This window comes from Methylocella sp. CPCC 101449, from assembly GCF_031921685.1.
In the GTDB taxonomy this organism is placed as follows: Bacteria; Pseudomonadota; Alphaproteobacteria; order Rhizobiales; family Beijerinckiaceae; genus Terripilifer.
In genome coordinates, this window is record NZ_JAPDHU010000001.1 from 2280064 (window position 1) to 2294947 (window position 14884).

The window sequence follows — 14884 nt, forward strand, 5'->3', positions numbered from 1 at the left end:
TTGGTCAGCCACCGTCCTGCTCGTCGACGCCCAGCGAAAGCAGAATCTGCTTTCGCAACAGAGCGAAATTCGCATCGTCCCGCTTGCGTGGGCGGTCGAGATCGATGCGGAATTCCCGCGTGATCGACCCGGCTTCCATCAGCAAAATTCGGTCTGCCAGAAGCAGGGCTTCATCGACATCATGCGTGACGAATAGGATCGCGATACGGTGATGCCGCCACAGACGTAATATCTGTTGCTGCATCTTCAACCTTGTCAAGGCATCGAGAGCGGCGAAAGGTTCGTCGAGCAGCAGCAACCGCGGCGTGCGCACCAGAGCCCGGGCGAGCGCCACCCGTTGGGCCTCGCCGCCCGAGAGCGTGAGGGGCCAGGCATCGGAGCGTTCGCGCAGGCCCACCTCGGCCAGTGCCGCCAGAGCGCGCGTTCGCAAGGCGCGCGTCGGACCGGAGAGGCCAAGCGTCACGTTGCGCCAGACGGATTTCCACGGCAGGAGGCGCGGATCCTGAAAGCAGATGGCATGTTCCGGCGCGACATCGACATGGCCCGCCGCGCCGCTGTCAAGGCCGCCGACGATGCGCAGCAGGGTCGACTTGCCGCAACCGCTTTTGCCGACCAGAACGACGAACTCGCCGTCCTCGATGACGAGATTGATATCGCGCAGAATCTGTCGGCCATCGAAGGACCGTTCGACATTGTGCAGAATGATCGGGTCGCGCGTGGTGTCGAGCGGCATGTTCAGGCACCTTTGAATGCGCGTTGCCAACGCAGCGCGCGTTGTTCGATCAGTCGGACGAGGGCATCGGCCAGAACGCCGATCACCGCATAGATGGCAAGCGCGGTCATGATGACGGAAGTCTGTGCCAGTTCGTTGGCCTGGACGATCAGCCAGCCGAGACCCGAAGAAGAATTGATCTGCTCGGCGACGACGAGGCTGAGCCAGGATATGCCGATGGCATAGCGCAAGCCGACGAGAGCGGAGGGTAGAGCGGCGGGAAAGATGATGTCGCGCACGAGACGCCATTGCGACAGCTTATAGCTGCGCCCTAATTCGATCAGCCGTTCGTCGACGCTGCGAATGCCTTTGAAGACGTTGAGATAGATCGGAAAGAACGAGCCCAGCGCAACGAGCAGGATGCGTGGTGTTTCGCCGAGGCCGAACCAGAGAATGAACAGCGGCACGAGGCCCAGGAAAGGCAGCGTGCGGATCGCCTGAATGGTCGAATCCACCGCATCCTCGCCAATCTTCGACAGGCCCGCGAAAATGCCGGCTGCAAGGGCCGTCGAAGCACCGACGAAGAGGCCGAAAGCCGCACGCCAGAGCGAAATGCCGAGATGCGTGGTCAGTTGCCCGTTGCTGGCGAGCGTCCACAGTGAGACGCCGATGTCATAGGGCGAAGAGCTGAAACGGCGATTGATCACGCCATAGCTCGCCAGGATTTGCCAGGTGACGAGGATGACCAGCGGAACGATGGCGCGGCGCAGGGGGCGGCTGAGGGCGGTCATGGTGCGATAGAACCGTTGAATTGATCGGTGAAGGACAGGGAGGCATTCAGGCGTTTACCGATCAGGCCCTGTTCGAAGAACACGTCGGAAATCTTTTGATTGTTGCCGCGCAGGCGGTCGTCGATCGGCGCGAGCCGGCCGGGACGTTTGCGCTCGGCGATCAGGGCGACTTCGGGATCGATGCGCAGCAATTCCGCGACGGCTTTGGCGCGCTCTTCCGGTTTGGCGTGGCCCCAGGCGACGTGTTTCGCCAGGGCGGAGACGAAGGCGCCGATCGCCGGGGCCTTGTTGGCGATCGCCGTGTCGCTGGCGATGTAATAGAGCGGGTTTTCAGCGCCGACATCGGCGCCGCTGACAAGGCGCCGGCTGCCGGAGCGCTCGAAGGCGGTGAGCAGCGTGTCGATGGCGATGGCGGCATCGATGCCGCCGGTTTCGAGCACGGCCTGCACATTGGTGCCGGGCGGCAGAAAGATGTGCTGAACCTGATCAGGTTTGAGACCGGCTTTCTCAAGCGTCTTCAGCAAAACCCAATGGGAATTGGTGCTGCGCGTATAGGAAATCTTTTTGCCTTTCAGGTCGGTAAGGCTGGCAATGCCAGATTTCTTATCGACCAGAACGCCTTGGCCATCGCCCCAGGGTTCGGTGGCGGCAATGATCTTGAAGGGAATATCCGCCGACTGAGCGACCACCGGACCAACCTCGCCCAATTCGCCGACGTCGAGTTCCCCGGCGTTGAGGGCTGTAATGATCTGCGGCGAGCCGCCGTTGAAGGGGACGATCTCGAAAGAGAAGCCGCCGAATTTGTCATCGCCATTGGCTTTGAAGGTGGCGGCAAAACCGAAGGTGTTGCTAGTGCCGATCCGCAGCGGTTTGGACTGTGCCGTCTGGCCGCGCGCCGTCGTGACCGCGGTTGCGGCGGCGAGCGACGCGAGCATCACCCTGCGGGACACGTTCATTTCGAGAAACCTCCAATCGCGCTTTGCAATGGGGCAAGCATTACAGGTTTGACTTCAAAGTCAAGTTAGTCTACCAAAATTATATACTAATTAGGAGGCTTTCGTGTCTTTAGGCATTACCCGTCGTTCCCTGACCGCCGCGATGGCCTTGGGGCCGCTTATGTCTTCCGTGCGAGCGCAAGCGCAGCGGCCGGTTAAAGTCGGCACCAACAATATTTACGGAGTGGCGGCGACATTCCATGCCAATGGCGACGACAAGCCGGCGGATGGCGCCATCGAGATCATCCGCTTCAACAGTGTGCCGGCGATGCTTCAAGCCCTCGATGCGGGCGAGCTGGATGTGGCCGAAGTCGGCGAGGTCGGTCCAGTCGTCGCGCAGGCCGCCGGCATTCCAATCAAGATCGTCGCGGCCACTCAGCCCTGGCCGGAAGGCGAAGCTATTATCGTCTATAAAACCTCGTCGATCCGCACCGTGAAGGACTTGGTCGGCAAGAAAGTGTCCTATCCGCGTGCCACCAATGCACAATGGCTGCTGACGAAAGCGCTGCGTGCGGAAGGGCTGAAGATCAGCGACGTGATTTCGGTCACCCTACCGGCCGGCACCAATATTCTGGCGGTGTTGGAGACCGGCGGGGTCGACGCTTCAGTTTTCATCGATGCGTCGCTGTCGCAATATGAGGCTGAGGGCGCGCGTCGCATTCTCAACGCGGGCGAAGCCGGATGCGATAATTCGCTGTTCTATATCGCAACGGAAAAGGCTGTGACGCAGCAAAAGGCCGGCGTCGGCCTGTTCGTGCGGCAGTTGCATCGCCATCTCGCCTGGGCGCGCAACAATCAGGAGACGCGGGCGCGTGCCGTGGCCGAGCTGCTGCGTATTCCCTACGAGGTTGCGCTGGTGTCCGAACGCAAGCGGCCGGCGGGCCTGCGCCCGATCGATCGGTCATTGATCGCCAACGGCCAAGACATTGCCGATACCTTCCTGGCTCAAGCCGTCATTCCCAAACCGATCAAGGTCGATCCGACCTTCACCGAAGAGTTCAACGCCTTCATCGGCGCGTAGGGAGTTTTGACATGGTCAGTCATCTGAAAGTTGTCGCAAGTGCCCCGGCCAAGCCGTCCGTTCATATTATCAGCTCCGATGCCGAGGCAATCGATGTGGTGGAGCGGCTGGCGGCGAGTTTTCGCACGAACGCCATAGCCCGCGATCAGAAACGCATCTTACCGCGCGAAGAGATCGAGGCGCTGACACAAGCCGGTGTCTTCGGGATCGCCGTGCCGAAGGAACATGGCGGGGCGGATGTCTCAGCCGCGACGGTCGCCAAGGTCTTTCGGATTTTGTCGGCTGCCGATCCGAGCATCGGCCAGATTCCGCAAAATCATTTCTGCTGGGTTCCGACGGTCGCGAAAGGAACGGCTGAGCAAGCGGCCTTCTTCTTCAAGCGCTTCCTGGCCGGCGATCGCATCGGCAATGCGCATTCAGAGGATACGAAACGCCGCCCCAATGACTATGTCCATGATCTACGTAAGGTAGAGGGTGGCTGGCGCATCACCGGTCGCAAATATTATTCGACCGGTGCGCTCTTTGCTCAGTGGATTCCGTTCACCGCGCATTTCGACAAGGATGGCCGGCACGAAGCTTTTATCTATTTTGTCGATGCGGCCGGTTCAGGAATCGAATTGATCGACGATTGGGACGGCATGGGCCAGCGATTGACGGCCAGTGGAACGACCATTTTCACCGATGTCTTCGTGCCCGATCATCATGTTTTTCCGATGTTGCCTCCGGGCGCCGATGGCCGTTCTTATTCGCTGAATGCCGGGCTCATTCATGCCGCCATCGATCTTGGGATCGCCGACGAAGTGCTTGCCGATGCGGCGCATTATATCCGTGAAAACAATCGTCCTTGGACGGGCAATCCCAATGCGCATTGGGAGGAGCCCTTCGTGGTGCGCGAATTCGGCAAGTTCGGTGTCAAAGTACGGACGGCAGCGCTCGTGTTGGAAGCCGCGGCCGGCAAGATCGATCATGCCCGGGCACATCCTTCCGAACAGGCCGTATGGGAAGCGCGGTTGGCGGTTGCCGATGCACGGCTGCTGTGTTCGGAAGCCGCGACGCATATCGCCGATCAATTCTTCCTGCTCACGGGCGCGCGGGCGACGCTTGGCAAATATGGTCTCGATCGCCATTGGCGCAATGCGCGGACCCATTCCCTGCATGATCCGCTGCGCTGGAAGGAATTTCATCTCGGCAATTACTATCTGAACGGCCAATTGCCGCCGCCGGGTTCCTATCTCTAGCCGCCTCAACATGGATGAATCTGGAAAAAGCCATGCCTGACCGTCTTTCTGTCGACACGCCGTCGCCCATTCAATTCGGTGTTTGGGCGCCTTATCGCGGCAAATGGGTGATCGACCCCCATAAGGAACGCCTCGTCGCCAGTTACGATCTGACGCGCGATATGACCGTGAGCGCCGAAAAAGCGGGTTTCGATACCATTCTCTACGCGCAGCACACGATCAATCCGCTCGATCAGACGGAGGAAATCCAGGAAGCCTGGACGGTGGCCGCGGCGGCCGCCGCCATCACCGAGCGGATCGAGATCATCGCCGCGATCAAGCCGCGTCTCTTTCATCCCGTCGTGCTCGCCAAGATGGCGCTCGGTATCGAGGATATCAGCCACGGTCGTTTTGCCATCAATGTGGTCAATGCCTGGTTCATTCCTGAGCTCGAGCGCTCCGGCATCGGGTTTCCGGAACATGATGCGCGCTACGCCTACGGCGCCGAATGGCTCGATGTGGTCAAGCGCTTGATGGAAGGCGAGACGGTCACGCACGAAGGCGAGCACTTCAAGCTCGACGCTTACGCGCTTCGCCCGACGTCGCGCTATCGCAAACGGCCCGTCATCTATTCCGGTGGCGAATCCGAGCCGGGGCGTCAGCTCGCGCGCGACTATTCCGACGTCTGGCTGATCAATGGACGGCCGATCGATGATGTGGTGGGCGACGTGGCCGACATGCGTGCCAAGGTACGGCCCGGCACGCCTCTTAAATTTGGCATCACCGGCTTTTCGATTACGCGCGAGACTGAGGCCGAGGCGCAGGCGGCTCTGGCGGAACTCTTCCGGATACAGGATTCCTTCTACGATACGCGCCAACAGGACATGCGCAAAAATGTCGATCCGAAAGCGCAGACCTTGAGCTATGGCCTCAAATACAACGCGCGCATGATCGGCGCGAATGGCGGTACGCTGCCAGGGTTTGTCGGCAGCTATGACCAGGTTGCCGAACGGATCGCGGCATTCTGGCATATTGGTATTTCCACCTATCTTCTGTCCTTCTTCCCGCTGATCGAGGAGCAGGAAAATTTTGCCAGGCATGTGATTCCGCGCGTAAAAGCCTTGATCGGTGAAACCGGCGTGCCCTTGGCCGCAAGAACGCCAGCCAGAAGATTTGCTTGAGGAGGAAACATGGCCGCTGATTTCGTCGTCGACTTTCACAATCATCATATTCCCCAGCGCTTTGAATCGACGGCGGCGCGCACCTTCCCGCCGAGCCAGCAGGCGCGGTGGTTGGACCTGAACCGGAAACTGGCGGACGAAGATCTGCTTTTGCAGGATATCCGCAACGGCGATCTCGATGCGCGGGTGGTCAATACGCCGGCTGCGCTCTTGGCCGATGCCGATGGCCATCTGGCGCATGGCACGATCGTTGAAATCAACGACGAACTGGCGGAGCTGGCGGGCCGCCATTCAGGGCGGATCCGGGCACTTGCCACGATCGATGCCTATGATGGTGATCGGGCGGCGCGCGAGGTTGAGCGCGCGATCAAGCATTTGAAGCTCACGGGCCTGTTTGTTGACAGTGCCCGGGGAGACTTGCTGATCGATGCGCCGCAGGCCCGGCCGACCTTGCAGGTGGCGGCGGAGCTTGGTGTTCCGGTTTTTGTGCATCCGGTCAATCCGCAACCGTTCACCGATCAAATGTCACGCTATGGCCGTCTGGGCGTGCTGTTCGCGCGGGGCACGGTGAATTCAGCGGCCTTGATCGCGCTTTTGGAAGGTGGCGTCTTCACGCAATTGCCCGGGCTCAAAGTGGTCGTCACGGCATTGGCCTTCGGCGGTCTGGCGATGGCGAGCGGCTTCGCGCATCACAGCATTTTGTCCGAAGGGACGATCGCGGCGATGCGCAAGCATGTCTGGATCGACACGATGGGCTTCGATCCCGCGCAGATCCGTGCCTCGATCGATATTCTCGGTGCTGACCGCGTGCTCGCGGGGAGCGATTGGCCGATCGTCAACGAAGGGCCGATCCGTGAGAGGTTGTTCGCCGCGTTGCAGACAGCCGACGTCGCCGAGGCGGACAGGGCGCTGATTACCGGAGGCAATGCGCTGGCGCTCGTTGGACACTAGAGCAAATCACGTTTCGATAGAAACGTGATTTTGCTTGTATTCTATTATTTTGGCGCGTCTTCATGGCGTTCGGCTAAGCCGAACAGTGAAACGCTATGGCCGGGACAACTGCCGTTGATAAGCCGCTGCGGTTGCAGCGGCTTTTTTGTTTGTATTGACAGGTCTTCAGGTCACTCACATAATTTCCTATTATTGAAATTAAATTTCCTATTAGGAAATTGTCCTGCGATGACGAAGGGGCGTTGCCGTTGGATATCGTGAGGAGGAGAGGGCGATGAATGTTCAAGCAGCGCAGATGGAAGCGCCTGTCGCAGCGCATGAAACACGTTATCTGAAGAACTGCTGGTATGCGGCCTGGTGGTCGAGCGACTTGCCGGCCGGAGAAATCAAGGCGCGCACCATTCTCAATCAGCCGCTCGCCTTCTTTCGCAGTGCCGATGGTGTGGCGCATGCGATCGCCGATCGCTGTTCGCATCGGTTGGCGCCGCTCAGCATGGGCAAGCTGTTGGCGAACGGCCATTTGCGCTGCTGCTATCACGGCCTCGAGTTCGACAAGGATGGCCATTGCGTTGTCAATCCGCATACGCCCGGTGTCATGCCCAATGCGCGGCTCGACATTCCCTCCTATCCGTTGGTTGAGAAGCACGGCATGGTGTGGGTGTGGCTCGGCGAGGCCAAGCCCGATGTGACGCTTGTGCCTGATTATAAGTGTTTCGATGGCGCCGACGAGCGTCACATGAGCAAGCGCGACTATCTGCGTCTTGAAGCGGAAACATCGCTCGTCGTCGATAATCTCCTAGATCTCAGCCATATCGCTTTTCTGCATGATGGCGTTCTCGGCGATTCCGCCAAGGCCGATGCGGATATCAAGGTGGAAAATACCGGCGATGCGATCACCGTAAGCCGTTTCAATACGGATGCGACGATTCCCGGCATTTTCGCCGAATTCTGGCCCGATCCGCCGAAGCTGGTCGATAAAGGAACTGCTATTCGCTGGACCGCGCCATCCAATCTGCTCAACGACACGGGGGTGTGGCGGCAGGGCACGGATCGTTCGACCGGTACGGGTTTCTACGGCGCCCATATTCTGACGCCCGAGACCGACGAGACCACGCATTATTTCTTTGCTGCCGTGCGCTGGAACGTCAGAACGCAGGGCGAGACCGACCTGCGTATTCAGAAGAACCTGAACGAGATGCGACGCTTCGCCTTTGAGAAGCAGGACGCGCCGGTGATCGAGGCGCAGCAGCGCCGCATGAAGGCGCCGAGCGCGCCAAAGCCGCTCTTCCTGTCGATCGATGTCGGTCCCGTGCAATATCGTCGCATCCTGGAGCGCATGCTGCGCGCCGAGGAAGAGCCCGGTCAGGGATAGCGCCCGCCCATCTGCTGCATCACTTCATTGGCGAAGGCTTTGAGAGCCTGCGCCACCGGGCCGTCCCAGGCGATGGAACAGGTTTCCGTCGGCCCGAAGCTGGTGATCGTGAAGGCGAGCTTGCCGTTGCGATCGAAGATCGGCGCCGACACGGAGTTCAAGCCGGCGTAGCGCTCTGGGGTCGCGCGGGATAGGAAGCGGCGACGGACTTCGGCGATGCGTTGCTCATATTGCTTGCGCAATTGATTGAGAATGGCAGCATCGGTCGCCCGCTGCTTCAGTTCTGCGTCGACAAGCGGGGCAACCTTCTCCTGATCGAGGAAGGCGGCGAAGACGCGGCCCGCGCATGTATTGGAGAGAGGATAGCGATGCTGCGCCAGGATGCGCACGGTGACCGGCCGATCGCTCTCATGCACTTTCAAAACCATCGGCCCCGTCGGGCTCCAGATCGATAGAAAGCTGGTCTCCTGCACCTGGCGGACGAGATCGGGCAGGAGTTCACCGGCGAGGATCTGGGCGCGTTCGAGCCAGGTGTCGGGATTGGTGAGCGTATAAAGATAGGGGCCGATCTTGTAGCGGCCCCGTCCGTCCGCCTCGATCAGACCGGTGCGGATCATGCTGACGCAATATTTGTGAGCGGAGCTTGCCGTCATGCCGCTGGCGGCGCTCAACTCCGCCAAAGTGGCGGCGCCCTTCAGGCTCACCAGCGTCTGAAACAGCTTCATCCCCAATTCGAAGGATTGAACGCCCTGCCGGGGCGGCGGCGCCTTGCGCGAGAGCGCCCGTTCCTTCGTCAATTTCTTTGCCTGTGCCATCGCGCTCCAGCGCCTTATCTCTCGGGAATGCCTAACACACTCTATGCTGCGCTGCAGTGTTTCATGGGTTGAACATGCCCGTTTTACACGCAAAACACTCCGCCGCTCAGGCTGGCGTGCGGGGATTTCCGCCTTGCCTCAATGGGCGCCTTGAGGAAGATGCGGACCTTTAGCGGTGCTGGGAGCGAGGGGTTCATGAGCAAGCTTTCGATTGTCATTGTCGGCGGCGGTGTCGGCGGATTGACCGCCGCTTTGGCGCTGCGCAAGCTCGGCCATGACGCCTTGGTTCTCGAACAGGCTTCGCAATTCACCCGCGTCGGCGCCGATATCAATCTGACGCCCAATGCGGTGCGCGCTCTCGATGGCCTGGGCATCGGCGATGCTATTCGCGCGACGGCGGCGCGGCCGACCTATCGCATCAGCCGCACATGGGACACGGGCGAGGAAACCTCGCGCCTGCCGATGGGTGACGAAGCCGAAAAGCTTTACGGTGCGCCGCAGCTCACCATCCATCGCGCCGATATCTTGAAAGCCTTGACCGATGCGCTGCCGGCGGACTGCATTCGCTTCGGTCAGCGCGTGCAGGCGATCGATACCTCCGCCAATGGGCCTTCGCTCACCATGGCGAATGGTGAGATCATCAAGGCCGATGTGATCATCGGTGCCGACGGCATTCACTCGGTCGTGCGTGCTGCTTTGTTTGGTCCGGACAAGCCGGAATTCACCGGGCTCATCGCCTTTCGGGCGGTGGTGCCGCAGTCGAGCCTGTCGGTGCCCAATCTCGATGCCTTTACCAAATGGTGGGGGCCGACGCCGGATCGGCAGATCGTCACCTTCCCGCTTAATCAGGGTCGCGAGACTTTCGTCTTCGCGACAAAGGAACAGGATTGGAAACATGAATCCTGGACGACGGACGGTGACCCTGAAGAACTGCGTGCCACTTATGCGGATTTCTATCCGGAGGCCCAGGCCTTGCTGGCGCCGGTTTCGGATGTGAAGAAATCGGCGCTGAACGTGCGCAATCCGATGAAGAGCTGGTCGTCAGGCGCGGTGGTTCTGTTGGGCGATGCCTGCCATCCGATGATGCCGTTCATGGCGCAGGGCGCCGGTATGGCCATCGAGGATGCGGTGGTTCTGGCACGCGCCTTGTCGGAGCTTCCGGTGGCGCAGGCTGTGGCGGCCTATGAAGCGGCGCGGCTCGATCGCACCGCGAAAGTACAGATCGGTTCGCGCGGCAATGAATGGCTGCGGACCGATGGCAATGTCGACTGGCTCTATGGCTATAACGCCTGGACCGCGCCGCTCGATGCCTAGGTTTTTGGGTGATTTTGATATCTGTTGGAGTGAGACGACATGCTCGATAAAGTCGATATGCCCAAGGATCGCCTCTATATCGGCGGTGAATGGCGCAAGGGGCAGGGCGCGGAAATCACCTCGGTCTTCCCGGCCGATCGCAGCCACAATGCTACGGTTTCGGGCGCTTCCGCCGCTGATGTCGAAGAAGCGATCGCGCGGGCGCAGGATGCCGCCGATGCGGCGAGCTGGAAGCGTTTGAAGCCGCACGAACGGGCGAGCTTCCTCTATAAAATCTCCGATGGCATCAGCCGCAATATCGATCGCATCTCCTACATCCAGACGCGCGATACGGGTAAGACTTTGGGCGAGACGCGGGCGCTTGCGGCCAGTGCCGCCGGCACGTTCCGTTATTTCGCCGCCGTCTGCGAAACCGAGGAAGAGAAGATCACGCCGGCGCGCGGCGATTACATCACTCTGTCGCGTTGGGAGCCGCTTGGCGTCGTCGCGGCGATCACGCCGTGGAATTCGCCGATCGCCAGCGATGCGCAGAAGCTCGCGCCGGCGCTGGCCGCTGGCAACGCGGTGATCTTGAAGCCGGCATCGTGGAGCCCGCTGGTGTCGCTGGAATTGGCGCGCATCATCGACGAAGCGGGTCTGCCGAAGGGCTTGCTGTCGGTGTTGCCGGGTTCGGGCAGTGTCGTTGGCGATCTGTTGGTCACTCATCCGGCGGTCGGCAAGGTCTCGTTCACCGGCGGCACGGCGGTTGGTCGTAGCCTGGCGCGCAAGGCGGCTGAGAAGCTGATGCCGGTTTCGCTCGAACTCGGCGGCAAGTCGCCGACCATCGTGTTCGAGGATGCGGATATCGATCAGACCATCGCCGGTATTCTGTTCGGCATTTTCTCGTCGTCCGGTCAATCCTGCATCGCCGGTTCGCGGCTCTATGTGCAGCGTTCGATCTATAAGCCGTTTCTGGAAAAGCTCATCGCGCGCACGAAAGCCTTGCGTGTCGGCCATCCCTTCGAGAGCAGCACCCAGGTGGCGCCGCTGATCCACGAGGATCATCGCAACAGCGTCGAGCGTTTCATCGCGCAGGCGCGCCGCGATAGGGGCACGATTCTGGCCGGCGGCCAGCGTCCGGCTGGCGGCGACTATAACGAGGGCGTCTATCTGGAGCCGACAATCATCGGCGATGTGGCGCCGGGTGCCGAGATCTGCCGTGAGGAGGTGTTCGGCCCGGTGCTGACCGTCTTCCCGTTCGATGATGAAGATACGCTGATCCGCGATGCCAATGACAATGAATATGGCCTCGCTTGCGGAATCTGGACGCGGGACGTGGTCAAGGCGCTGCGCATCGGCGCGGCGATCAAGGCCGGCACGGTGTGGATCAATACCTACAAGCAGTTCTCGATCTCGACGCCGTTCGGCGGCATGAAGGCGAGCGGCATGGGTCGCGAGAAGGGCCGCGATGGTCTGCGCGCCTATATGCAGCAGAAATCCTATTACATCGATACGAGCGGCGCCCTGCATCCCTGGGCAGGACTCTGACTGGATCGGCCGCCGGCCATTATGGCTTGGCGGTCGGCCTTTTGCTTGGCTTGGGCGACCAGTCTTTGGTGCCGAAGCGGACGTCCGGCTGATAGAGATAGGTACTCCAGACATCGGCGCCCAGGCGCTCGGTCAGCAGCGCGATGGCAGTGGTCGTTTGCCGTTGCAGGGGCGCGATGCCGCGCAGCAGCGGTTCTCTTTCCATCTGGACATTGAGAATTTCATTGCCGTCACCATCGCCCTCGCGGATAAAAAAGTGGTGGCCGCGTCGGCGCACAAGCATTTCCCAGCCTTGATCGACATCATACCAATGCTGGCCGTTGCCGGCGCCGTCGAGCCAGTCGAGCAGCGACGTCATTTCGCGCCAATGATCGTACCAGGGCAGGAAGGTTTCTCCCTCCCGCCAGCGCAATACCAACCGCATCCAGAAATATTGCCTGATTTGACCGAAAGGCCGTCGATGGTGCGCAGCCATCTCGACGAGGCGGCGATAGTAGAGTGCCAGTTCGTCGCCCCGGTTCTCGACTTCGGAAACCGAAAATGTGCCATCGGTCGCGGGTGATGCCAGGGGCACATAGTGCTTTGGATCGGCGATCTCAGCCCCATCGTTGGGATTGCCGATATAGAAGCGGTCGTTGAGCAGGAAGACGACATCGACGTGGGGCGCATCGGCGATCGCCGCATGGGCCAGCCAGTCGATGTCGTCGGGATCGAACATTACACAGGCCCGCCGCGATAGGCGCTGCCGGCATCAATATCGAGCGTGGCGCCGCTGACATAGCCGCAGGCGGGCGAAGCGAGAAAGACGGCGGCGCGGGCCATTTCGCCGGGCTCGGCGAGGCGGCCGAGCGGCGCATGATGCTGCATTTCCTCCCAGCGGCTTTCGTCGCCATATTTCGCCTTGGCGCGGGTCTTGGCCAAAGTGACGGCGCGATCGGTCTTGGTCGATGACGGATTGATGGCAAAAACGCGCACGCCGAAATCGACGGAATGGCCGCCGACGGCGCCGGTGAAGGCCATCAGCGCCGCATTGCCCGTGCCGCCGCAGACATAGTCGAAGCGCGGGCTGCGGCCACCGCTGCCGATGATGTTGACGATCGTGCCGGCATGCTTGTCCTTCATGCGGCGCAGATAGATCTGGGTGAGATGGATATAGCCCATCACTTTCAGCGCCCAGGCCTGATCCCAGGTTTGCATGGAGAGATCGAGCAGGCTGCCGCCGGGTATGGCGCCGGCATTGTTGACGAGAATGTTGATATCGGGGGCTTGCGCCGCCAACCTTTCGCGTTCGGCGGGATGCGAGAGATCGCCCGCGAAGGCCTCGACTTTCACTTGATAGGTGCTGGCGAGTTTTTGGCGGGCCGCTTCCACGGTGGCGGCGTCACGGCCGGTGATGACGATCGGGCAGCCCTCAGCGGCGAAAGCCTCGGCGCAGGCATAGCCGATGCCCTTGGTGCTGCCGGTGATGAGGACGCGTTCCCCTTTGTAGCCGAGTTCCATGGCGCTTCTCCGTTGCGCGGATTGCATTGTTCTTGCGTAGCCCTTTGCCGAAACCCGAACAAGGACGGCTCCTGCATGGTGCGCGTGCAGCGGCGGCATTGATCGGTGCATTGACCCGTGGCCGGCGGTCTCTAAAGTCGCGGAAAACGCCGTTGGCACCAGAGGATGGACCGAAACGCCATGCAGATTCCCGCGCCTGAAGATCATGCCGATATCCGCGAAGCGGTGCGCGATCTCTGCGCCGCCTTCGATGGGGCCTATTGGCGGCGGATCGACGAAGCGCGCGCCTATCCCGAGGCGTTCGCCGAGGCTTTAACCAAGGGCGGCTGGCTCGCGGCCTTGATCCCGCAGGACTATGGCGGATCGGGCCTGGGTTTGGTCGAAGCCTCCATCGTGATGGAGGAGATCAATCGCTCTGGCGGCAATTCCGGCGCCGTGCATGGGCAGATGTATAATATGTCGACGCTGTTGCGGGCCGGTTCGGAAGCGCAGAAGCGGGCCTATCTGCCGCGTATCGCCAGCGGCGAACTGCGTTTGCAGGCCATGGCGGTGACGGAACCAACGACCGGCTCGGACATGACGAAGTTGAAAACGACGGCCGTCAAGCGCGGTGATCGCTATGTGGTCAATGGCCAGAAAGTATGGACATCGCGCCTGCAACATTCCGATCTGATGATCCTGCTGGCCCGCACGATGCCGCTCGATCAGGTGAAGAAGAAGACCGATGGCTTGTCGGTTTTTATCGTCGATGTCGCGCAGGCGCTTAAAGGCGGCATGGCGATGACGCCGATCGCCAATATGGTCAATCATGAAACCAATCAGGTGTTTTTCGACAATCTCGAAATACCAGCCGAAAATCTGATCGGCGAGGAAGGGCAGGGTTTTCGTACGATCTTCGCCGGCTTCAATGCGGAGCGGGTGCTGATTGCGGCCGAATGTATCGGCGATGGCTATTGGTTCGTCGACAAGGCGCGGGCCTATGCGGGCGAGCGCATGGTGTTCGACCGACCGATCGGTATGAATCAAGGCGTGCAGTTTCCGATCGCGCGCAGTTATATGAATGTGCGCGCCGCCGATCTCATGCGTTATACGGCGGCCACCTTGCACGATGCCGGCAAGCCGAACGGGGCGGAAGCCAATATGGCGAAGCAGTTGGCGGCGGAAGCATCGTGGGAAGCGGCGAATGCCTGCTTGCAGACGCACGGCGGGTTTGGCTTTGCCGCCGAATATGATGTCGAGCGTAAGTTTCGCGAGACGCGGCTTTATCAGGTGGCGCCGGTTTCGACCAATCTGGTGCTTTCCTATCTCGCCGAACATGTCCTCGGTTTGCCGCGCTCTTATTAGTTCGTCGCGATAGCCTGCGGCGTTCCTTCGGCAGGCACGCCCTGGGGGACGAGCGGGCCTGGGCGGTTCCACCAGCCGCCACCCAAAGCCTGGAACAGAGCGATCGTATCGGTGACGCGCTGGCCCTCCGCCTGCACCTTGGCC

At 60.7% G+C, this 14884-nt stretch carries 14 protein-coding genes; 8 read left to right on the forward strand and 6 right to left on the reverse strand.

What is annotated here, in order from left to right; genetic code table 11:
• Positions 1–4 precede the first annotated feature (4 nt).
• The 3 genes from OIM99_RS10605 to OIM99_RS10615 are packed head-to-tail and all read right to left on the reverse strand — an operon-like array spanning position 5 to position 2459.
• Positions 5–733: an ABC transporter ATP-binding protein gene (locus OIM99_RS10605; protein ID WP_311850306.1), complete on the reverse strand. Its 729-nt coding sequence runs from the start codon at positions 731–733 to the stop codon at positions 5–7.
• 2 nt (positions 734–735) lie between these two features.
• Entirely contained in the window at positions 736–1503 is a 768-nt protein-coding gene (locus OIM99_RS10610; protein WP_311850307.1) for an ABC transporter permease, read from the reverse strand.
• Positions 1500–2459 (reverse strand): ABC transporter substrate-binding protein, encoded by a 960-nt coding sequence (locus OIM99_RS10615; protein ID WP_311850308.1) that lies wholly within the window; start codon positions 2457–2459, stop codon positions 1500–1502. The genes OIM99_RS10610 and OIM99_RS10615 overlap by 4 nt, the downstream gene beginning before the upstream one ends.
• Positions 2460–2619: 160 nt before the next feature.
• Between OIM99_RS10615 and OIM99_RS10620 the strand changes: the two genes are divergently transcribed.
• The 5 genes from OIM99_RS10620 (at position 2620) to OIM99_RS10640 (ending at position 8240) form a co-directional block, all read left to right on the forward strand.
• Entirely contained in the window at positions 2620–3519 is a 900-nt protein-coding gene (locus OIM99_RS10620; RefSeq protein WP_311850309.1) for an ABC transporter substrate-binding protein, read from the forward strand.
• A gap of 11 nt (positions 3520–3530) precedes the next feature.
• Positions 3531–4757 carry an SfnB family sulfur acquisition oxidoreductase gene (locus tag OIM99_RS10625; RefSeq protein ID WP_311850310.1) on the forward strand — a complete coding sequence of 409 codons (1227 nt, stop codon included), beginning with the start codon at positions 3531–3533 and terminating at the stop codon, positions 4755–4757.
• Positions 4758–4789: 32 nt separating this feature from the next.
• Positions 4790–5917, forward strand: coding sequence for an LLM class flavin-dependent oxidoreductase (locus OIM99_RS10630; RefSeq protein WP_311850311.1), 1128 nt, complete (start codon positions 4790–4792; stop codon positions 5915–5917).
• A gap of 9 nt (positions 5918–5926) precedes the next feature.
• The gene (locus OIM99_RS10635) at positions 5927–6868 is read left to right on the forward strand and encodes an amidohydrolase family protein (RefSeq protein WP_311850312.1); all 942 of its coding nucleotides are present in this window, start codon (positions 5927–5929) and stop codon (positions 6866–6868) included.
• Between the two features lie 274 nt (positions 6869–7142).
• The gene (locus OIM99_RS10640; protein WP_311850313.1) at positions 7143–8240 is read left to right on the forward strand and encodes an aromatic ring-hydroxylating dioxygenase subunit alpha; all 1098 of its coding nucleotides are present in this window, start codon (positions 7143–7145) and stop codon (positions 8238–8240) included.
• On the opposite strand, the gene OIM99_RS10645 is transcribed toward OIM99_RS10640, so the two are convergent.
• Positions 8231–9055 (reverse strand): IclR family transcriptional regulator C-terminal domain-containing protein, encoded by an 825-nt coding sequence (locus OIM99_RS10645; protein WP_311850314.1) that lies wholly within the window; start codon positions 9053–9055, stop codon positions 8231–8233. The genes OIM99_RS10640 and OIM99_RS10645 overlap by 10 nt on opposite strands.
• Positions 9056–9250: 195 nt before the next feature.
• Here OIM99_RS10645 and OIM99_RS10650 point away from each other — a divergent pair, with 195 nt between their 5' ends.
• Complete coding sequence (locus OIM99_RS10650; protein ID WP_311850315.1) at positions 9251–10369, forward strand: FAD-dependent monooxygenase; 1119 nt, start codon at positions 9251–9253, stop codon at positions 10367–10369.
• Between the two features lie 39 nt (positions 10370–10408).
• On the forward strand, positions 10409–11896 hold the full coding sequence (locus OIM99_RS10655) for an aldehyde dehydrogenase (protein WP_311850316.1): 1488 nt from the start codon (positions 10409–10411) through the stop codon (positions 11894–11896).
• 19 nt (positions 11897–11915) lie between these two features.
• Here the strand turns inward: OIM99_RS10655 and OIM99_RS10660 are convergent, their stop codons facing one another.
• Both OIM99_RS10660 and OIM99_RS10665 read right to left on the reverse strand, forming a co-directional pair.
• Positions 11916–12614, reverse strand: coding sequence for a hypothetical protein (locus OIM99_RS10660; RefSeq protein ID WP_311850317.1), 699 nt, complete (start codon positions 12612–12614; stop codon positions 11916–11918).
• Positions 12614–13396, reverse strand: a complete 783-nt coding sequence (locus OIM99_RS10665) for a short-chain dehydrogenase/reductase (RefSeq protein ID WP_311850318.1) — start codon at positions 13394–13396, stop codon at positions 12614–12616. Before OIM99_RS10665 ends, OIM99_RS10660 begins: the two co-directional genes overlap by 1 nt.
• A 180-nt stretch (positions 13397–13576) precedes the next feature.
• Between OIM99_RS10665 and OIM99_RS10670 the strand changes: the two genes are divergently transcribed.
• Positions 13577–14740, forward strand: coding sequence for an acyl-CoA dehydrogenase family protein (locus tag OIM99_RS10670; RefSeq protein WP_311850319.1), 1164 nt, complete (start codon positions 13577–13579; stop codon positions 14738–14740).
• Positions 14741–14884 lie beyond the last annotated feature (144 nt).